13 protein-coding genes are annotated in these 20,316 nt (G+C 61.8%); 10 read left to right on the top strand and 3 right to left on the bottom strand.

What is annotated here, in order from left to right; all coding sequences use genetic code 11:
- Together VF672_RS17285 and VF672_RS17280 are read left to right on the top strand one after the other, a co-directional pair.
- Nucleotides 1-1,132 (top strand): bifunctional diguanylate cyclase/phosphodiesterase (locus VF672_RS17285; RefSeq protein ID WP_331105779.1); only part of this gene is annotated, 1,132 nt, incomplete at its 5' end.
- 52 nt (nt 1,133-1,184) lie between these two features.
- Nucleotides 1,185-1,931, top strand: a complete 747-nt coding sequence (locus VF672_RS17280) for an SDR family oxidoreductase (protein ID WP_331105778.1) — start codon at nt 1,185-1,187, stop codon at nt 1,929-1,931.
- A 77-nt stretch (nt 1,932-2,008) separates the two neighbouring features.
- On the opposite strand, the gene mapR is transcribed toward VF672_RS17280, so the two are convergent.
- Nucleotides 2,009-3,445, bottom strand: a complete 1,437-nt coding sequence (gene mapR / locus VF672_RS17275) for a GntR family transcriptional regulator MpaR (RefSeq protein WP_331105777.1) — start codon at nt 3,443-3,445, stop codon at nt 2,009-2,011.
- A 209-nt stretch (nt 3,446-3,654) separates the two neighbouring features.
- Here mapR and VF672_RS17270 point away from each other — a divergent pair, with 209 nt between their 5' ends.
- Nucleotides 3,655-4,200: an MgtC/SapB family protein gene (locus VF672_RS17270; RefSeq protein ID WP_331105776.1), complete on the top strand. Its 546-nt coding sequence runs from the start codon at nt 3,655-3,657 to the stop codon at nt 4,198-4,200.
- A gap of 54 nt (nt 4,201-4,254) precedes the next feature.
- Here VF672_RS17270 and VF672_RS17265 read toward each other — a convergent pair whose 3' ends face one another.
- Nucleotides 4,255-4,431 (bottom strand): hypothetical protein, encoded by a 177-nt coding sequence (locus VF672_RS17265; protein WP_331105775.1) that lies wholly within the window; start codon nt 4,429-4,431, stop codon nt 4,255-4,257.
- A gap of 350 nt (nt 4,432-4,781) precedes the next feature.
- On the opposite strand from VF672_RS17265, the gene VF672_RS17260 reads away from it, so the two are divergent.
- The 6 genes from VF672_RS17260 (at nt 4,782) to VF672_RS17235 (ending at nt 16,787) form a co-directional block, all read left to right on the top strand.
- Nucleotides 4,782-6,815 (top strand): alpha-1,4-glucan--maltose-1-phosphate maltosyltransferase, encoded by a 2,034-nt coding sequence (locus tag VF672_RS17260; RefSeq protein ID WP_331105774.1) that lies wholly within the window; start codon nt 4,782-4,784, stop codon nt 6,813-6,815.
- A 19-nt stretch (nt 6,816-6,834) separates the two neighbouring features.
- Nucleotides 6,835-10,155 carry a maltose alpha-D-glucosyltransferase gene (gene treS, locus VF672_RS17255; protein ID WP_331105773.1) on the top strand — a complete coding sequence of 1,107 codons (3,321 nt, stop codon included), beginning with the start codon at nt 6,835-6,837 and terminating at the stop codon, nt 10,153-10,155.
- A gap of 2 nt (nt 10,156-10,157) precedes the next feature.
- Entirely contained in the window at nt 10,158-12,407 is a 2,250-nt protein-coding gene (gene glgB / locus VF672_RS17250; RefSeq protein WP_349256911.1) for a 1,4-alpha-glucan branching protein GlgB, read from the top strand.
- A 501-nt stretch (nt 12,408-12,908) separates the two neighbouring features.
- Nucleotides 12,909-13,502 (top strand): TIGR04211 family SH3 domain-containing protein, encoded by a 594-nt coding sequence (locus VF672_RS17245; protein WP_331105780.1) that lies wholly within the window; start codon nt 12,909-12,911, stop codon nt 13,500-13,502.
- A 161-nt stretch (nt 13,503-13,663) separates the two neighbouring features.
- A complete protein-coding gene (ggt, locus tag VF672_RS17240) occupies nt 13,664-15,391 on the top strand; it encodes a gamma-glutamyltransferase (RefSeq protein ID WP_331105771.1) in 1,728 nt (575 codons plus the stop codon).
- A gap of 211 nt (nt 15,392-15,602) precedes the next feature.
- Nucleotides 15,603-16,787, top strand: a complete 1,185-nt coding sequence (locus VF672_RS17235; RefSeq protein WP_331105770.1) for a DUF1624 domain-containing protein — start codon at nt 15,603-15,605, stop codon at nt 16,785-16,787.
- A gap of 33 nt (nt 16,788-16,820) precedes the next feature.
- Here the strand turns inward: VF672_RS17235 and VF672_RS17230 are convergent, their stop codons facing one another.
- On the bottom strand, nt 16,821-17,966 hold the full coding sequence (locus VF672_RS17230) for a PatB family C-S lyase (RefSeq protein WP_331105769.1): 1,146 nt from the start codon (nt 17,964-17,966) through the stop codon (nt 16,821-16,823).
- 247 nt (nt 17,967-18,213) lie between these two features.
- Between VF672_RS17230 and VF672_RS17225 the strand changes: the two genes are divergently transcribed.
- Nucleotides 18,214-20,316, top strand: a 2,103-nt coding sequence (locus VF672_RS17225; RefSeq protein WP_331105768.1) for a type VI secretion system tip protein VgrG, incomplete at its 3' end; no start/stop codon positions are given.

Here is a 20,316-nt window from a genome sequence, read left to right as displayed (position 1 = left end):
CCTGCGTGCGTTGGCGGCGCGCATGCGCGAGAACTTCCATCGTCACGACACCCTCGCGCGGATTGGCGGGGATGAGTTCGTGCTGCTGGTCGAACTCGACAATGGCGAAGAAGCGGTCAGCGTCGCCTCGCGCCAGGTGGCCCTGGTCAGCCAGCCTATCAGCGTGCAGGAACATGACCTGCAGGTGACGGTGAGCATTGGCATCAGCCTGTACCCCGGCAACGGCCACACCCAGCAGGAACTGCTGATGAACGCTGACGCCGCGATGTACCACGCCAAAAGCGCCGGCAAAAACGGCTACAGCTTTTTCGATGCATCGATGAACACCAATGCGCGCAAGCAGCTGCAACTGCAACAGGAACTGCGCCTGGCCCTGCGTGAAGGACAGTTCTGTCTGCATTACCAACCCAAATTCTCCGCCAAGACCCACCAGCCAGTCGGTGCCGAAGCCCTGCTGCGCTGGAATCATCCGCAGCTCGGGTTGTTGATGCCGGACACATTCATCGGCCTGGCGGAAAGTACCGGGTTGATTATTGCTATCGGCGAGTGGGTGCTGAACGAGGCCTGCCGGCAGATGAGGCAGTGGTATGACAGCGGCTACAGCCACTGGCGCATCTCGGTGAACCTGTCGGCGTTGCAGTTCAGCCATGCCGGGCTGGTCGAGACCGTCGCCCAGGTGCTGGCCGCCCACGGCCTGTTGGCCAATTGCCTGACCCTGGAGATCACCGAAACCACCGCGATGAGCGACGCCGACGCCAGCATGACCGTGCTGCAAAGGCTGTCGGACATGCAGGTCGACCTGTCCATCGACGACTTCGGCACCGGTTATTCCAGCCTCATGTACCTCAAGCGTTTGCCGGCCAACGAGCTGAAGATCGACCGTGGTTTCGTGCGCGATCTGGAGCACGACAGCGACGACGCGGCCATTGTCTCGGCCATCGTTGCATTGGGCCGGGCGTTGAACCTGCGCATCGTCGCCGAAGGTGTCGAGACCGCCAGCCAGCAGCGTTTCCTGACGCACCTGGGGTGCGATGCGTTGCAGGGTAATCTGCTGGGCCATCCGCTGCCGGCCGAGCGTTTCATGGCCGACATCGAAGCGGCCCGGCGGCGTGTCAGTGAAATCACCGATTGACCATTAATTAATGCCTACTCCACCTCCACGCAGTGATCGGACGGGAACACTTATGGATAAAAATCTGCTCATCACGGGCGGCTCCCGAGGTATCGGTGCCGCCACGGCGGTTCTGGCGGCGGCGCAAGGCTACCGCGTGTGCGTCAACTACCTGTCCGACCGCGCCTCGGCCGAGCGGCTGTGCGGGCAGATCCGCGAGACCGGCGGGCACGCCATTGCCGTGCAGGCCGACGTCAGTAACGAAGACGAGATCATTCGCCTTTTTGCCCGGGTCGATTCCGAACTGGGGCGCATCACGGCGCTGGTCAACAACGCCGGTACGGTCGGCGAGTCATCACGGCTGGAGACGATGTCCGAGTTTCGCCTGCTGAAAATCATGATGAGCAACGTGGTGGGTCCCATGCTGTGCAGCAAGCACGCGCTGCTGCGCATGTTGCCGCGCCACGGCGGAAACGGCGGCAGCATCGTCAATGTGTCTTCTGTCGCCGCACGGCTTGGCTCACCCGGTGAGTACGTTGACTACGCGGCGTCCAAAGGCGCGCTGGACACCTTCACCATCGGCCTGGCCAAGGAGGTGGCGGGCGAGGGCGTGCGGGTCAATGCCGTGCGCCCGGGTTACATCTTCACCGAGTTCCACGCCCTGAGCGGCGACCCCCACCGGGTCAGCAAGCTGGAACCGACCATCCCCATGGGCCGTGGCGGCCTGGCCGATGAAGTGGCGCAAGCGATCGTGTGGCTGCTGTCGGACAAGGCCTCGTACTCGACGGGGTCGTTTATTGATCTGGGCGGCGGGCGCTGAAAGCGCCGGTCGCGCGGGCGCGTGCATTTCCCGGATCGAGACACGATCTGCGGGTGCGTGGCGTGGCCCGCGATCGGCTAACCCATCATTGACCGAATGATCGTGCCGAGCGTTTCCATCGCCCGTTCGGACGTTTCGCCCCACGGGCTGCCGTAATTCAAGCGGATGAAGTGCGTGAAGCGCCGCGTCGGTGAAAACATCGGACCGGGGGCGATGCTGATGCCCTGGGCGAGGGCGGCGTGGAATACGTTGAGCGAATCGATCTGCTCCGGCAGTTCAACCCATAGAAAGTAGCCGCCCGTGGGTTGGCTGACGCGGGTCTGCGCGGGAAAGTACCGGGCAATGGCGCCAAGCATGGCGCGTTGCTGGTCTTCCAGGCTGTGGCGCAACTTGCGCAGGTGCCGGTCGTAGCCGCCGTGTTGCAGGTAATCGGCGATGGCCGCCTGGGCCGGCATCGACGCGCACAGCGAGGTCATGATCTTCAGTCGCTCGACTTTTTGCGCATAACGGCCGGCGGCAACCCAGCCCACCCGGTAACCCGGCGCCAGGCTCTTGGCGAACGAACCGCAATGCAGCACCAGACCTTCGGTGTCGAAGGCCTTGGCCGGTTTCGGCGCGTGCTGGCCGTAATACAGCTCGGCGTAAACGTCATCTTCAATCAGCGGCACCTCATGCTTGCGCAGCAAGTCCACCAGTTCACGTTTGCGTGATTCAGGCACCGTCGCCCCGGTCGGATTCTGAAAGCTGGTCATGCTCCAGCACGCCTTGATCGGGTAACGCACCAAGGCCTGCTCAAGCACCGCCAGGTCAATGCCGTGCTGCGGGTGCACCGGGATTTCCACTGCCTTGAGCTTCAGCCGTTCGAGCACCTGCAGGCAGGCATAAAACGCGGGCGCTTCGATGGCGACCAGATCACCGGGCTCGGTCACCGCTTGCAGGCACAGGTTCAGGGCTTCGAGGGCACCGTTGGTGATCAGCAACTCGTCCATGGGCAGCATCTGCCCGGCGACCCTGTAACGCAGCGCGATCTGTCGGCGCAGGGCCGGGTTGCCGGGGGACAGGTCGCTGACGACCATGCGCGGGTCCATGTCCCGGGTCGCGCTGGCAAGAGACCGGGCCAGGCGTTGTAGCGGGAACAGTCCGGCGCTGGGAAAGGCAGAGCCGAACGGCACTGTGTTCGGGTCCTTGATCGATTCGAGCACCGAGAACACCAGCTCGCTGACGTCCACGCCGGTGGACTCGCTCACCTGTTGTGGCGCACGCGCTTCGTGCTCCTGAACGTCACCGCCCAGGCCTTGCAGACGGATGCTGTCGTTGACGAAGTAGCCGGAACGCGGCCGCGCCCGGATCAGGCCGCGTCGCTCCAGGAGGTAATAGGCCTGGAACACGGTCGAGGGGCTGATGCCGTGGGTTCGGCTCGCATAGCGCACCGACGGCACGCGCTCGCCGGCGGCGAGCACGCCGGAGCGAATCAGTTCGGCAATGTCGTCGGCAAACTTTTCATAACGCTTCATGGGTGGCTCACGCAAGGACGGTGCAGCGGCAGTGCAGGTGCGCCGGAGGAGGTCGTAATGGCCGGACTATGCGCGTCCACGGCGCACGAGTACAGGGGCAGATCGGCGCACAAAGGGCAGACCAGCCGCAACGACTGCTTGACACCGCCGCACTCTCGCCCACCGCTGCGGTCCATACCGCACTCAAGCCGCAGAAGGGAAAAACGCTGATGAATGCCTGGTGGGAAGAAGTCGTGGAAACGCTGAAGGCCGAGTTCTCCGACATCACGGACGCAGGGCAGATTACCCGTGTGACCATACGTTTGGTTATCGCGGCCCTGTTGGGCGGCATCCTCGGCTTTGAACGCGAGCATAAAGGCAAAGCCGCGGGGGTACGCACGCACATGCTGGTGTGCATGGGCGCGGCGCTGTTTGTGCTGGTGCCGCGCATGGCGGGCGCCGACGACGCCGCACTGAGCCGGGTGGTGCAGGGCATCGTGGCCGGGATTGGCTTTCTCGGGGCGGGGACGATCCTCAAGGGCAGTGACCTTAACGCCACGCAGGTCAAAGGGCTGACCACGGCAGCGGGACTGTGGATGACCGCTGCCATTGGCATCGCGGCGGGGATGGGCAGAGAGATGACCGCGGTGCTGAGTACGTTGCTGGCACTGGGCATCTTCAGCCTGATGCCGAGGGTGGTCAGGCGCTTTGAATCGGCGGATGAACGCGCCAGAGACCCGGCCCGCCGTACCGGTGGCGATGCGCAGGAGCCTTGAAGTCATTCGGCACTACAGGACGTCTTCCCGGCTTCAGCCGGGAAGGCCGTTTATTCACTCGGGAAACTTATCATCCAGGACAGCCGGCGGCTCACTGCTGGGCGGATCACCGGCCGGCGGTTCGATCATCGGCGGCATCAGCGGGGAAGGCGGCTCTTCGGGTTTCGGCACCGGCAGCTCGGGATCGTCTATGTTCGGATCAGGCGTTTCTGCGGGAACGGGAATGCTCATGGTGATACCTTCCTTTGGTGAGTCGGGGAGGGTGCCGCGGGGCTGCACAACGCCACTGCGCCACACGCTGACACGCGCTGAGAATAGGACCGCTATGCTTGGCCAATGATTCAGTGCGACCGTCGCACCGCTGTCTCGCCTGCGCGGCCGAAACCAATGCATGTCCGGCTCACTGACTCGGTCAAACGTCACGCAAGCTCTTTGAACTTTTGCCCGTCGCGGGCGTTCGGAACCTATGCTGCCACGTCCGGATGCGTAGATCCCGTGGCTCTCTCTTATGTGATGGACAAAGACGCTGATGGAATGGGCGCCCCGCAGCGGGCGTCTCTGGGCGTGAGGAGTGATGCTCGATGAATGTGACTGCTGATCAGCCGTACGGCCCGGATTCCCTGGCCAACGATGTTCTCCACTCTATCCACCCTATACCCCTGACCCAAGCCTTGCAGCTGCCGCGCATCGTGATCGAGGACACCCAACCGGTGATCGATAACGGCCAACTGGCGGCCAAGGCGGTGGTCGGTCAGCCGGTCACGGTCACCAGTAAAATCTACGCTGATGGCCACGACAAGATGGCCGTGCGCATCGTCTATCGCGCGGTTGACGAAGAACAATGGCAGTCCGTGGCCATGCGCGAACTGGGCAACGACAGCTGGGTCGGCGAATTCACCCCGCCGACGTTCACCCGCTACGTCTTCAGGCTTGAGGCCTGGATCGACCAGTTCGGCAGCTACCGCTACGAGCTGGAGAAGAAATACGCGGCCGGTGTGAGCATCGATCTGGAGCTCGAAGAAGGGCGCCTGCACCTGGTGCACGCCGCCGAGCGCAGCACCCTTGAACTGCGTGGCCAGCTCGACAGCCTGATCAAGCGCTTTGGCGAGGCCTCTGACCATGAAGCCAAGGTGGCGCTACTGCTGAACAGCGAAACCGCCAGCATCATGGCCAAGGCCGACAACCACGCGTTTCTCAGCCGCAGCGTGGAATTTCCGCTAGACGTCGAGCGTGAGCTGGCCCAGTTCGCCAGCTGGTACGAGTTGTTTCCGCGCTCGATCACCGACGACAAAAAGCGTCACGGCACGTTCAAGGACGTCCACGGACGCCTGCCGATGATTCGCGACATGGGTTTCGACGTGCTGTATTTTCCGCCGATCCATCCCATCGGCCGCGCTCACCGCAAAGGCCCGAACAACTCCCTGACCGCCGGGCCGGATGATGTGGGCAGCCCGTACGCCATCGGCAGCGCTGAAGGCGGCCATGACGCCATTCACCCGCAGCTTGGCACCCGTGAAGACTTCCGTGAGCTGGTCGCCGCCGCGGCCGAACACGGTCTGGAAATCGCCCTGGATTTCGCCATCCAGTGCTCCCAGGACCACTTGTGGCTCAAGGAGCATCCGGGCTGGTTCTCGTGGCGTCCCGACGGCACCATCCGTTACGCGGAAAACCCGCCGAAGAAATACCAGGACATCGTCAACGTCGACTTCTACGCGCCGGATGCGGTACCAGGCCTGTGGACCGAGCTGCGCGATGTGATCCTGGGCTGGGTGAACGAGGGCGTGAAGATCTTCCGCGTCGACAACCCGCACACCAAACCATTGCCGTTCTGGCAGTGGATGATCGCTGACGTGCGCAGCAAGCACCCCGAGGTGATGTTCCTGGCGGAAGCGTTCACCAAGCCGGCGATGATGGCGCGCCTGGGCAAGGTTGGTTATTCCCAGAGCTATACCTATTTCACCTGGCGCAACACCAAGGCCGAGTTGGCCGAATACTTCACCCAGCTCAACGAGTCGCCATGGCGTGAATGCTACCGGCCGAACTTCTTCGTCAACACGCCGGACATCAACCCGCCGTTTCTGCATGACTCGGGTCGCCCGGGCTTCCTGATCCGCGCGGCGCTCGCGACCATGGGTTCCGGACTGTGGGGCATGTATTCAGGCTTCGAACTGTGTGAAGCGGCGCCGGTGCCGGGCAAAGAGGAATACCTGAATTCGGAGAAATACGAGATCCGTCCGCGGGACTTCACGGCCCCGGGGAACATCATTGCCGAGATTGCCCAGCTCAATCGCATCCGTCGGCAAAACCCGGCGCTGCAGACCCATTTGGGCCTGAAGGTTTACACGGCGTACAACGACAACATTCTGTATTTCGGCAAGCGCACGGCAGACGGCAGCAACTTCATTCTGGTTGCCGTGAACCTTGATCCTCGCAACGTACAGGAAGGGCACTTCGAGTTGCCATTGTGGGAAATGGGACTGCCGGACGATGCCGCCACCCTGGGCGAAGACCTCATGACCGGCCACACCTGGACCTGGTATGGCAAGACCCAATGGACGCGCCTCGACCCTCTCTACCAACCGTTCGGCATCTGGCGCATCAAGGCCACACACTAATAATTCAAAGGACGTGGTCATGGCAAAGAAACCTCGCAACGCTGCCTTTATCGAAGACCCGCTCTGGTACAAGGATGCGGTGATTTACCAGGTCCATGTGAAGTCGTTTTTCGATTCCAACGACGACGGCATCGGGGACTTCCCGGGCTTGATCGCCAAGCTCGACTACATTGCCGAGCTGGGCGTCAACACCATCTGGCTGCTGCCGTTCTACCCGTCGCCACGCCGCGACGATGGCTATGACATCGCCGAATACCGTGGGGTACACAGCGACTACGGCACCATGGCCGACGCCAAGAAGTTCATCGCCGAAGCGCACAAGCGCGGTCTGCGGGTGATCACCGAACTGGTCATCAACCACACCTCCGACCAGCATCCGTGGTTTCAGAAAGCGCGCCATGCCAAGAAGGGCTCCAAGGCACGGGACTTCTACGTCTGGTCCGATGACAACCAGAAGTACGACGGCACCCGGATCATTTTTCTCGACACCGAGAAGTCGAACTGGACCTGGGACCCAGTGGCGGAGCAGTACTTCTGGCACCGTTTCTATTCCCATCAGCCTGACCTGAACTTCGACAACCCGCAGGTCATGAAGGCGGTGCTTGAAGTCATGCGCTACTGGCTGGACATGGGCATCGACGGTCTGCGTCTGGACGCGATTCCCTACCTGATCGAGCGCGACGGCACCAACAACGAAAACCTGCCGGAGACCCACAAAGTTCTCAAGCAGATTCGCGCCGAGATCGACGCCAATTACCCCGACCGCATGTTGCTGGCCGAAGCCAACCAGTGGCCGGAAGACACCCAGCTCTACTTCGGTGACCGCAAGGGCAAGGACGGCGATGAATGCCACATGGCGTTCCACTTCCCGCTGATGCCGCGCATGTACATGGCGGTGGCCCAGGAAGACCGTTTCCCGATTACCGACATCCTGCGCCAGACGCCGGAAATTCCGGAGAATTGCCAGTGGGCGATTTTCCTGCGCAACCACGATGAACTGACGCTGGAAATGGTCACCGACCGTGAGCGGGACTACCTGTGGAATTACTACGCGTCGGACCGCCGTGCGCGGATCAACCTGGGCATTCGCCGGCGCCTGGCGCCGCTTCTTGAACGTGACCGCCGCCGGGTCGAATTGCTGAACAGCATGCTGCTGTCGATGCCCGGTACGCCGACCCTGTATTACGGCGACGAAATCGGCATGGGCGACAACATTTACCTGGGCGACCGCGACGGCGTTCGCACGCCCATGCAATGGTCGATCGACCGCAACGGCGGCTTCTCGCGGGCCAACCCGGCCAGCTTGGTGCTGCCGCCGATCATGGACCCGCTGTACGGGTATCTGTCGGTCAACGTCGAAGCGCAGGATCACGACCCGCACTCGCTGCTCAACTGGACCCGGCGCATGCTCGCGGTGCGCAAGCAGCAAAAGGCCTTCGGCCGCGGCACCCTGAAAATGCTCTCGCCGAGCAACCGTCGAATTCTGGCCTATACCCGTGAGTACACCGGTCCGGACGGCAAGACTGAAATCATCCTGTGCGTTGCCAACGTCTCGGCCGCTTCCCAGGCTGCCGAGCTAGAACTTGCGCCATACGCCGGGACCGTTCCGGTCGAAATGCTCGGTGGCAGCGCCTTTCCACCTATTGGCCAGCTCAATTACCTGCTGACGTTGCCGCCGTACGGCTTCTACTGGTTCTTGCTGGCCGCGGAGAATCAAATGCCCAGCTGGCACGTTGAACCGGCCCAGAGCATGCCGGACTTCCCGACCCTGGTACTTAAACAGCGCCTGGAAGAACTGCTCGAAGAGCCCCTGCGTCAAACCATGGAGCAGACGTCGCTCTCGGTCTATCTGCCCAAGCGCCGCTGGTTCGCCGGCAAGGGCACGGCCATCGACAGCATCCACATCGCCTACGCCGTGCGCTTCGGCACCACGGTACGCCCGGTGTTGCTGAGCGAAATCGAAGTGACCTCTGGCGGCGAAGTGGTGCGCTACCAGTTGCCGTTCGGCCTGTTGCCGGAAGACGACATCAGCAGTGCCTTGCCACAGCAACTGGCGCTGGCGCGTGTGCGTCGCGGCCGTCAGGTGGGCTTGATCACCGATGCCTTCACCCTCGAGCCGTTCATTCGCAACGTCATCAAAGGGATGCACGAAAACAACGTGCTGGCGACCCCGGACGGCGAGTTGCAGTTCCAGAGCACCTCGCAGTTGGCGCCACTGGGCCTGAACGAAGACGCCGAGGTGCGTTATCTGTCGGCCGAGCAATCCAACAGCTCGGTGGTGGTCGGCAAGAAACTGGTGCTGAAAATGATTCGCCGGGTCGCGGCAGGCACGCACCCCGAGCTTGAAATGGGCGCCTACCTCACCGAGGCCGGTTACCCGCACATCTCGCCGCTGCTGGGCGCGGTGGTGCGGGTTGACGGGCAGGGCGAGAAGAACCTGCTGATGATCGCCCAGGGTTACCTGAGTAATCAGGGCGATGCGTGGGAATGGACGCAGAACAACCTCGAACGCGCTGTGCGTGACCACATGGCCCACGGGCAGTCTACGGCTGAGCAGCAAGCCAACGCTTTGATCGAGCTGCGCGACTTTGCCGCTCTGCTGGGCCAGCGTCTGGGTGAAATGCACGTCATCCTCGGCGCGCCGACGGATAACCCGGACTTCAAAACCGAAGTCACCAGCGTCAAGGACAGCGAAGCCTCGGCGAAAAGCGTTGCGGCGCAAATCGAGCGTGCCTTGCAGCTGCTCGAGCAGCACCGTGACTCCCTGGAAGCCCAGGATCAGCAACTCGTCGCTGAACTGCTGAGCAAACGCAAGGCGCTGCTGGCCCAGGTCAAAACCCTGGCGAAGCAGTCCGTGGGCGGCTTGCGCATGCGCGTACACGGCGACTTGCACCTGGGGCAGATGCTGGTGGTGAAGGGCGATGCCTACCTGATCGACTTCGAGGGCGAGCCGGCGCGTCCGTTGCAGGAACGCCGTGCCAAATACAGTCCGTTCAAAGACGTCAGCGGCGTGTTGCGATCTTTCGACTACGCTGCGGCGATGGCCCAGCGCAATGCGCAAAGCGCCGACACCTCGGCGCAGGCTGAAAATGCGCGTCGGCAAGTGGCCGAGGCGTATCTGAAGCAGGCGCGGCAAGCCTTCCTTGATGGCTACCGCAAGGCCACCGTCGACGTTGCCCACGACTGGAAAGATGCCAAAGGTGAAGCGGCCGCACTGGCGTTGTTCACCCTTGAAAAAGCCGCTTATGAAGTGGCCTACGAGGCCGAGAATCGGCCGACATGGTTGTCGGTTCCGCTTCAAGGCCTGCGTGGGCTTCTAGACCTGTCTGATGGAGAATGAAAATGAGTGCGTCTGACCAATTCGGTAACGGCAACCACGCCATATTGCCCAGCGCCGTCGATCTGGACGCGTTGATTCGAGGGGAGCACCGCGACCCGTTCTCGATGCTCGGTCCGCACAGCGATGGTGCCGAAGGGCAAGTCATCCGGGCCTATCTGCCAAATGCACTGGCGGTGCGGGTGCTTGCGCGCGACGGCCATCGTGACCTCGGCGAGCTGAGCATGACCGAGAAGCCGGGCTTCTTTGCCGGCCACTTTCCGGTGCGTGAACCCTATCTGTTGAAAATCACCTGGGCCACCGGCGAGCAGATCACCGAGGACCCGTATAGCTTCGGCGAGCAACTCGGCGAGATGGATTTGTACCTGTTTGCCGAGGGCAATCACCGAGACTTGAGCAGCGCCCTGGGCGCACAGGTCAAGAACGTCGATGGCATCGACGGGGTGCGCTTTTCGGTGTGGGCGCCCAACGCCCGTCGCGTCTCGGTGGTGGGTGATTTCAACAGCTGGGACGGCCGGCGTCACCCGATGCGCCTTCGCCACCCGACCGGCGTGTGGGAAATTTTTATTCCGCGCATCGGCCCGGGCGAGGCCTATAAATACGAGATCCTCGGCCAGCACGGCATTCTGCCGCTGAAGGCTGACCCGATGGCACTCGCCACTCAGGCGCCGCCCGCTACCGCGTCCAAAGTGGCCGCACCGCTTGCCTTTGAATGGCAGGACAATGACTGGATGCAGTCACGCGGCGAGAAGCACGACATTCACCAGCCGCTGTCGATCTACGAACTGCACGCCGGATCGTGGAAGTGGCACCACGGTGCCGAGGACGAACCGGATCGCCCGTTCAACTGGCACGAGTTGGCAGAAAACCTGATTCCCTACATCAAGGAGCTGGGGTTCACCCACATCGAGCTGATGCCGATCATGGAGCACCCCTTTGGCGGCTCCTGGGGTTACCAGTTGCTGTCGCAGTTCGCGCCGAGCGCGCGTTACGGCACGCCGCACGACTTCGCCGCGTTTGTTGATGCGTGTCACCGCAACGACATCGGCGTCATCCTCGACTGGGTGCCTGCGCATTTTCCGACCGACACCCACGGTCTGGCGCAATTCGACGGCACCGCGTTGTACGAGTACGGCAATCCTCAGGAAGGCTTTCACCAGGACTGGGATACGCTGATCTACAACCTGGGTCGCACCGAAGTCCACGGTTTCATGATCGCATCCGGCCTGCACTGGCTGAAAAACTTCCACGTCGACGGGCTGCGCGTGGATGCCGTCGCCTCGATGCTCTACCGCGATTACTCGCGCAAAGCCGGCGAGTGGGTGCCGAATCGTTACGGTGGTCGCGAGAACCTGGAAGCCATCGATTTTCTGCGTCACCTCAATGACGTCGTGGCGATCGAAGCGCCGGGTGCGCTGGTCATCGCCGAAGAGTCGACGTCCTGGCCGGGTGTTTCCCATCCTACCCAGCAGGGCGGGCTGGGCTTCTCGTACAAGTGGAACATGGGTTGGATGCACGACACGCTCAAGTACATCGAGCAGGATCCTATCCACCGTCAGCATCACCACTCGGTGCTGAGTTTCGGTCTGGTGTACGCCTGGTCGGAGCGCTTCGTGTTGCCGATTTCCCACGACGAAGTGGTACACGGCAAGCATTCGCTGATCGACAAAATGCCGGGCGACCGCTGGCAGAAATTTGCCAACCTGCGTGCGTATCTGTCGTTCATGTGGACGCACCCGGGCAAAAAGCTGCTGTTCATGGGCTGCGAGTTCGGTCAGTGGCGCGAATGGAACCACGACACCGAGCTGGATTGGCACTTCCTCAACTACGCCGATCACAAGGGTGTTCATTCCCTCGTCGGGGACCTCAACCGGCTGTACCGGTCGGAGAAGGCGTTGCACGAGCAGGACTGCCAACCGCAGGGCTTCCAGTGGGTGATCGGCGATGATGCCGGTAACAGCGTTTATGCCTATTTGCGCTGGAGCAAAGAGGGGGAGCCGCTGCTAGTGGTTGCCAACCTGACGCCAGTACCGCGTGAGGCTTATCGCGTGGGCGTTCCGTTCAGTGGCAAGTGGGCTGAGCTGCTCAACACTGACGCCGAAGTCTACGGCGGGTCCAACTATGGCAACGCCGGTGGCGTGCGCACCGACGAGGTCAAAAGTCACGGACAGGTGTTTTCGCTGTCGTTGAATCTGCCGCCGCTGGGTGTGGTCGTCTTCAAACCGACCGTGGAGCAGCTGCAACAGGAGGGTTGACCCTTCCGGCTACTGAGTCGTTTGTCTGTAGCGGCTCAGTGGCCGCCAAGTAAAACCCCGTGGGAGCAAGCTTGCTTGCGAACTGCCTTAATCAGTCGACCTGGTCGCCTGATGAAGCATTCGCCAGCGGGCTCGCTCCCGCGTTCGTTACAGCCCTTTCAACAGGCATTGCCGGACCTGTCCCGGACGAATCTCGCGCTTCGCTAATGAACCTGGCACCGTTTCGATTGTCTGTTGACCACTGCGCGCGCAGTACGCCGGGGTCCCACCCTTGGCTGCCTGGCTGAATTTCGCCCGCGCCAGATGCCTATTCCAGCTGTTGCAGCGCGTTGTTCGTCGCTGCCCGATCAGGCTTTTTTCCTTGCATGCGGCCCGCCCATCGGCCTTCTTTCAATTTGTCGAAGACTATCCATGCCTATTTCTCCCTCCGATGCCTTCCTTCGCTTTACCTCTGTGCCGGGCGTTCGACGCCGTTTGCTCAACGCCGGCCTGCTGACCACGATGTTGACCGCGGCCGTTGCCAGCCCCCTGGCGCTTGCCGAAACCTCCGGCAAAGACCGCTGGGTCAGTGACACCCTCAGCACGTACGTGCGCAGTGGACCCACCGACGGCTATCGCATCGTCGGCACGTTGAAGTCCGGGCAAAAAGTCGAGCTGATCAACACCCAGGGTGACTACAGCCAAGTGCGCGGCAGCGCCGGTGACAACGTGTGGATTCCTACTGCCGACCTTCAGGAAGTGCCCGGCCAGGCCGAGCGTTTGCCGCAATTGACACAGAAGGCTGCCGACCTCAGCGCACAACTCAAGACCATCGACGATGACTGGAAAACCAAGGTTCAGGGCATGCAGGAAACCCTGGATTCACGCAAGAAACTGGTCGACGAGCTTGAAGCCCGGACCAAGGATTTGAATGCTCAACTGACCGACTCTCAGTCCGAGCTGCGTGCGACCCAGGCGAAGTTGGGCGATGAGAACAATCAAGTGCTGATGCGCTACATGGTCTATGGCGGCAGCATCGCAGGGGCAGGCCTGTTGCTGGGGCTGATCCTTCCGTCCCTGACCAAGGGCCGCAAGCGTAATGATCGGTGGTTTTGAGTAGTCCTGACCCCACCGGCTGCTTACACCTGCACCCGGCCCGACAGTTTCTGACGTCGGGCTCCTTCAATCACTGGCAACTTTTCCCTCATGCGCTATTTTAGTGCAGGGCACCCTGTGCCCACCGTCGTCCCTCATCACAAGAAAAAGAGAAACCGCCCATGAAGTTCGAACCCTTCGCCACGTCGCTGATTGCGACGGCGCTCGCCCTTGCTCTTTCCACCGCTCACGCCGCCTCTGTCGCACCGGCCGCCGCCGAAAACGGCATGGTGGTCACCGCGCAACACCTGGCGACGCACGTGGGCGTCGATGTGCTCAAATCCGGCGGCAACGCTGTGGATGCCGCCGTTGCCGTGGGCTATGCGCTGGCGGTCGTCTACCCGGCCGCCGGGAATCTGGGCGGGGGCGGCTTCATGACCATTCAACTGGCGGACGGGCGCAAGACCTTCCTCGACTTCCGCGAAAAAGCGCCGCTGGCCGCGACCGCCAACATGTACCTGGACAAGGACGGCAACGTCGTTCCCGACCTGAGTTCCAAAGGACACTTGGCCGTCGGCGTGCCCGGCACCGTCTCCGGAATGGAGCTGGCACTCAGCAAATATGGCACCAAAAAACGCGCTGAAGTCATTGCGCCGGCCATCAAGCTCGCTGAAAACGGTTTCGCCCTGGAGCAGGGCGACGTTGACCTGCTCGGCACCGCCACCGACGAATTCAAGGCCGACGCCAAAGACCTCGGCACTATCTTTCTGAACAAGGGCCAGCCGCTGCAAGTCGGCGACACCCTCGTGCAGAAGGACTTGGCCAAGACCCTCAAGGAAATCTCCGGCAAAGGCACCGACGGTTTCTACAAGGGCTGGGTGGCCAAGGCCATCGTCGATTCGAGCCAGGCAGGGAAGGGCATCCTCACCCAGGCGGATCTCGACAAATACTCGACCCGCGAACTGGCGCCGATCGAGTGTGATTACCGCGGCTACCACGTGGTCTCCGCACCGCCACCCAGCTCGGGCGGCGTGGTCATCTGCGAGATCATGAACATCCTTGAAGGCTACCCGATGCAGGAGTTGGGCTATCACTCCGCCCAAGGGCTGCATTACCAGATTGAAGCCATGCGTCATGCCTACGTCGACCGCAACAGCTACCTGGGCGACCCGGACTTCGTCAAAAACCCCATCAGCCATCTGCTCGACCGCGACTACGCCGCCAAGCTGCGCGCGGCCATCGAGCCGCAGAAAGCCGGCATCTCGCAGAACATCAAACCTGGCGTCGCGCCTCACGAGGGCAACAACACCACCCACTATTCGATCGTCGACAAATGGGGCAACGCGGTCTCCGTCACCTACACCCTCAACGACTGGTTCGGTGCCGGCGTCATGGCCAGCAGTACCGGCGTGATCCTCAACGACGAGATGGATGACTTCACCTCAAAGGTGGGCGTGCCGAACATGTACGGCCTCATTCAGGGTGAAGCGAACGCCATCGCGCCGGGCAAATCGCCGTTGTCGTCGATGAGTCCGACCATCGTCACCAAAGACGGCAAGACGGTCATGGTCGTCGGCACGCCGGGCGGCAGCCGGATCATCACCGCCACCTTGCTGACCATGCTCAATGTCATTGACTACGGCATGAACATTCAGGAAGCGGTCGATGCGCCGCGCTTCCACCAGCAGTGGATGCCGGAAGCGACGAACCTGGAAACCTTCGCCGTCAGCCCCGACACCCAGAAGATCCTTGAAAGCTGGGGCCATACGTTCGCCGGTCCGCAGGATGCCAACCACTTGGCGGCCATTCTCGTCGGCGCGCCATCACTGGGCGGCAAGCCAGTGGGCAACAATCGTTTCTACGGGGCCAACGATCCACGGCGCAGCACGGGGTTGTCGCTGGGGTACTGATCCCGACGGCGACTGAACCGTACGAATGATTCACCGGACGGGGGCAGGGCGCGCCCGTCCGGGACTCGCCGGGCAACCCTGTCACATTCCGATGCAACGCCCTGCGGGTGATTTCTATTGCGCGCAGGGCGCTCTGAAGTGTTATGTTATAACCTGATTTTCAGGTCGCTTTCGCGCCTGTCGGTTATCGCGCTTCGAGAGTCCATCGCGTATGCAAACCTTGTCTGCTCCCCTTCAATCACATGCTACGTCCGTCGTTTCAGCGGCCCGCCTGCAATCCATTGATGCCCTGCGTGGCCTGATCATCGTGTTCATGTTGCTGGACCACGTGCGCGAAACCTTCTTTCTGCATCATCAAGTCAGCGACCCGATGGACGTCGCCCACACCGGGGTTGATCTGTTCATCAGCCGCACCCTTGCGCATTTCTGCGCGCCGCTGTTCGTGTTTCTCACCGGACTGTCCGCCTGGCTGTATGGCGAACGGCACGCGGGCAAGGGCGCAGTGGCGGGTTTCCTGTTCAAGCGCGGACTGGTATTGATCGCGCTGGAGCTGACGCTGGTGAATTTCGCCTGGACGTTCCAGTTGCCGCCCACCGTGATTTACCTGCAAGTCATCTGGGCCATCGGCCTGAGCATGATCGCGCTGTCAGCGATGGTCCTATTGCCAAGGGGCGTATTGGCGGCGCTGGGGCTGGGGATCATCGCCGGGCATAACCTGCTGGACGACGTGCATTTTGCCGTGGGCTCGGCCATGCACATCCCGTGGGCCATCCTCCATGACCGAGGCTGGATCGAGGTCGGGGACAGCCTGCGCTTACGCACGTCTTATCCGCTGCTGCCCTGGATCGGTGTCATCGCCGTGGGTTACGCCGCAGGCCCGTGGTTTGGCCGCGACGCGAACCTGGAAAAGCGCGAGATCAACCTGATCGCCTGGGGGTTCGGCGCACTGACGCTGTTTCTCGCGCTGCGCGGCATCAACGGTTACGGCGAGAAACCGTGGGTGGAGGGGGATACCACGGCGCACACCCTCATGAGCGTGCTCAACGTCACCAAATACCCGCCGTCGTTGCTGTTCATCAGCCTGACGCTCGGCGTCGGATTGCTGGTTCTCGCGTGGCTTGAGCGCCAACAAGGGCGTGCATGGCTGCGGCCACTGGTGACTTTTGGCGCGGCGCCGATGTTTTTCTATTTGCTGCACTTGTACGTGCTGAAGGTGCTTTACCTGGCCGCAGTAGCGACCTGGGGCACCACACAAGGTCAGTACTTCGGGTTCACCTCGGTACTGGGCTTGTGGGGCTGCGCAGCGGTGTTCACCGTCCTGCTACTGCCGGCGGTGCGCTGGTTCGCGGCGCTCAAGGCAGGACGCCGCGACATCACCTGGCTCAAGTACTTCTGAGTACCAGGCATTAATCTTCAGTCCCGCTGAATATCAGTGCGTGTCGCGCAGGCTGCGTTCCATGCGCGCCAGGCACTCTTCCAGCATCGGACGGGGGCAGCCGAAGTTCAGCCGTACGAACTGGCTGCAGTCGTCGCCAAATTCCAGCCCGTCGCTCAGCGCCACCCTGGCGTGGTCGAGGAAAAACTCCTGCGGTTTTTCCAGGCCCAGACCGGAGCAATCCAGCCACGCCAGGTACGTGCTTTGCGGCAGGTTCATCGTGATGCCGGGGAAGCGGGTGCGGATGGCTTCAGCCAGGTAGTCGCGGTTGTCCTGCAGGTAACTCACCACCTGCGCGAGCCATTCGCTACCCTCGCGATAGGCCACTTCGGTGGCCTCCAGCCCCAGCGCATTGACGCTGTCCACCAGGCCCAGACGCCCGGCGTTGAATCGCTGGCGCAGTTCAGCGTTCTGCACGACCGCAAACGCGGTTTTCAGCCCGGCGATGTTCCAGGCCTTGCTCGCCGACATCAGCGTCACGCTGCGCGCCGCGATTTCCGGGCTCAGGGATGCGATGGGTGTGTGTCGGCGGCCATCGAACAGCAGGTCGGCGTGGATTTCATCGGAGATGATCAGCGCATCGCGCCGCACGCAGGCTTCACCGATGGCGAGCAATTCCTCGCGGGCGAAGACCTTCCCCAGCGGGTTGTGCGGGTTGCTCAGCAGCAGAGCGCCGTGGTCGGGCAGGGCGCGTTCCAGTGCCGCGACGTCGGTGGGGTAATCGCCTTCGGCGTTGGCCTTGAAAGGCAGGTCAATGCGCGGCAGTTTCCAGTGAGCTGGCGCCTGCAGAAGCGGGGCGTAGTTAGGCGTCTGCACCAGCACCGCGCCGGAGGCCGGGACCAATGCATGGAGGGCCATGTTCACACCCGGTTCGACCCCGGGCAGAAACACCAGATCCTGCGCCTCGATCTGCCAGCCGTAACTGTCGGCCAAATGTTTGACCAAGGTTTCACGCAACGCCTGCTGCGGCACGCAATAGCCCAACAGCGGGTGCTCCAGGCGATTCTTCAGCGCCTGCATAATGGGCGCGGCCACCGCAAAATCCATGTCCGCCACCCACATTGGCAGCACGTCTTCGGGGTACTGGCTCCATTTTTTGCTGCCGGTGTTCAAGCGCTGAAAAACGTTGTTCAGATCCATGCTCTGGCCTGTCTTGGTCGAAAAAAGAGGGGATTGTGCCAGAGAACGCGAGTGGGGTTGTCTCCCGATTGCGGTTTGTAGGATGAGTCCGTAAATGCAGCTGGAATCGTCTCCTTTGTATCTGCCTGTCTGGAATCACTGGTTGAAATGGCTCATCTTCGCCGGCTTCAGCCCTCTCTCATGGACGAGTTGATCCGGTTTCCTGCAGACCAGTCAGGGGCGCTATTCCTGCCAGGTACGCTCATTCATGCTGACTGCATTGCCGCCTTTCTTCGATCACAGTCGCCATAAACTTGTTGTTCATCGCCTGCCTGTCGCGCTCGACGTTCTAGCCTTCGAAGGTGAAGAACAGCTGAGCCAGCCGTTTTTTTATCGCGTGGAATTTACTTCCATCGAGCAGGACATTGGGGCTGAGCGGGTGTTGGGCAACGACGCCGAGTTCAGCTTGCATGCTGCGCCGCATACGTTGCCGATTGCTATTCGTGGCTTGCCGACGCTACCGGTTAAAGCGCTGCGTACGTTGCACGGGGTGATCACTGGCTTCAAGCGATTGTCTGGCTCTACTGACGAGGCGCGTTATGAAGTGACGCTGGAACCGCGCTTGGCCTTGCTCACCCGTGGGCGGCAGTTTCGGATTTATCAGCATCAGTCGGTCCCGCAGATTGTCGAGAGTATCTTGCGGACGCGGCATGACTTTGAAGGGCAGGATTTTCTGTTTTCGTTGGTTCGGCAGTATCCGAAGCGCGAGCAAGTGATGCAGTACGGCGAGAGTGATCTGGCGTTTATCTCGCGGCTGCTGGCTGAGGTGGGGATCTTGTATCGCTTTAGCAACAACGAGCGATTGGGTATCGCAGTCGTCGAGTTTCATGACGATCAGCGTCATTACGTTCGCCCTTGGATCAGTCTGCCTTACCGGCCTCAGTCGGGGTTGGGCAGCAGCGGGGAGGACGGGGTTTGGCAGCTGCAGGTCAGTCATGAGGTGGTGGAGAAAAGCGTTCACTTTCGGACTTATCACCACCGTGATGCGAGTGCCTGGCTGGACGGCGATGTGGATCAGACCCGGGGTGACTCCACGACCTACGGCGAGGCGTATCACTATGCCGAGCCGTACCGCGTATTGGGCGACAAGCTGGATCAGGATGAGGATCTTATTGGAGAAAGCGGTTTTTTCTACGGCCGGTTGCGGCATGAGCGGTATCTGAATAACCAAACTCGCCTGAGTGGGGTCAGCAGCAGTGCTTCGTTGGGATTGGCGCAAGTGCTGGCGATTCCGGGCGGTGCCCCCCAGGCGTTTGAGCCGGGAGCTGTGCTCACAAGGCTACGGTTGCTTGCGGCACGGGACCGCAGCTTTGAGTTGAGCTTTGAGGCGATTCCGTATTCCGAGAGCGTGTGCTTTCGCCCGCCGTTGCTGGCGAAACCTGAGATAGCGGGCACTGTGCCGGCGCGTGTGACCAGCTCGCTGGCTAACGATCCCTACAGCCACATCGACAGTGAAGGCCGCTACAAGGTCAACTTTCGGTTTGACCGTGATACGTGGGAGATCGGCCAGGAGAGCCTGTGGCTCAGATTGGCCCGTCCCTACGCCGGCGATACCCACGGTCTGCACCTACCGCTGATCTGCGGCACCGAAGTTGCCGTCGCTTTTGAACAGGGCGACCCGGACCGGCCGTACATCGCCCATGCGCTGCATGACAGCCGACACCCTGATCATGTGACGCTGCTGCGCAGCGACTACAAACGCAACGTCCTGCGCACGCCGGCCAATAACAAGCTGCGCATGGAAGACGATCGCGGCAAGGAACACATCAAACTCAGCACCGAACACAGCGGCAAAAGCCAGTTGAATCTCGGGCATCTGGTCGACAACGAGAACGATGAGCGCGGCGAAGGGTTTGAGCTGCGCACGGACGGCTGGGGCGCCATTCGAGCGGGAAGCGGGCTGTTTATCAGTGCGGATGAACAGACCCAGGCGCACGGTCAGCAGCTCGACATGGATGCCGTGATTGAAGAGCTGGAGAGCGCATTGTCGGTTGCGCGCACCATGGCCCAGGCCGCGAGAAGTGCCGTCGCCGGCGCCGGCGCCGTCGCCGCCGACACCGACAGCCATGCGCAACTGAACGACGCACTGACTCACCTCACCGAGCCCGGTCTTCTGCTGCACGCGCCGGCCGGCATCGGCATCGTCACCCCTGAAGCGATCTGCCTGTCCTCCGGTCGCGAAAGCGTCGCCATCACCTCGTCACGCTCAACCGACATCAGCGCCGGGCGCAACATCACCGGCACCGCCGAGGGTGCGATCAGCCTGTGCGCCGTCACCAAGGGGCTGCAACTCAAAGCGGTTCAGGGCGAC

This window comes from Pseudomonas sp., assembly GCF_036387035.1.
In the GTDB taxonomy this organism is placed as follows: Bacteria; Pseudomonadota; Gammaproteobacteria; order Pseudomonadales; family Pseudomonadaceae; genus Aquipseudomonas.
This window is presented reverse-complemented; position numbering and strand designations above follow the sequence as displayed.

What these genes read in the sequence shown, in the direction of transcription:
- VF672_RS17280 (WP_331105778.1), top strand. Translation starts at nt 1,185, where the DNA reads ATGGATAAAAATCTGCTCATCACGGGCGGCTCCCGAGGTATCGGTGCC.
- treS (WP_331105773.1), top strand. Translation starts at nt 6,835, where the DNA reads ATGGCAAAGAAACCTCGCAACGCTGCCTTTATCGAAGACCCGCTCTGG.
- VF672_RS17260 (WP_331105774.1), top strand. Translation starts at nt 4,782, where the DNA reads ATGAATGTGACTGCTGATCAGCCGTACGGCCCGGATTCCCTGGCCAAC.
- mapR (WP_331105777.1), bottom strand. Translation starts at nt 3,445, where the DNA reads ATGAAGCGTTATGAAAAGTTTGCCGACGACATTGCCGAACTGATTCGC.
- VF672_RS17235 (WP_331105770.1), top strand. Translation starts at nt 15,603, where the DNA reads ATGCAAACCTTGTCTGCTCCCCTTCAATCACATGCTACGTCCGTCGTT.
- VF672_RS17270 (WP_331105776.1), top strand. Translation starts at nt 3,655, where the DNA reads ATGAATGCCTGGTGGGAAGAAGTCGTGGAAACGCTGAAGGCCGAGTTC.
- VF672_RS17245 (WP_331105780.1), top strand. Translation starts at nt 12,909, where the DNA reads ATGTTGACCGCGGCCGTTGCCAGCCCCCTGGCGCTTGCCGAAACCTCC.
- ggt (WP_331105771.1), top strand. Translation starts at nt 13,664, where the DNA reads ATGAAGTTCGAACCCTTCGCCACGTCGCTGATTGCGACGGCGCTCGCC.
- glgB (WP_349256911.1), top strand. Translation starts at nt 10,158, where the DNA reads ATGAGTGCGTCTGACCAATTCGGTAACGGCAACCACGCCATATTGCCC.
- VF672_RS17265 (WP_331105775.1), bottom strand. Translation starts at nt 4,431, where the DNA reads ATGAGCATTCCCGTTCCCGCAGAAACGCCTGATCCGAACATAGACGAT.
- VF672_RS17230 (WP_331105769.1), bottom strand. Translation starts at nt 17,966, where the DNA reads ATGGATCTGAACAACGTTTTTCAGCGCTTGAACACCGGCAGCAAAAAA.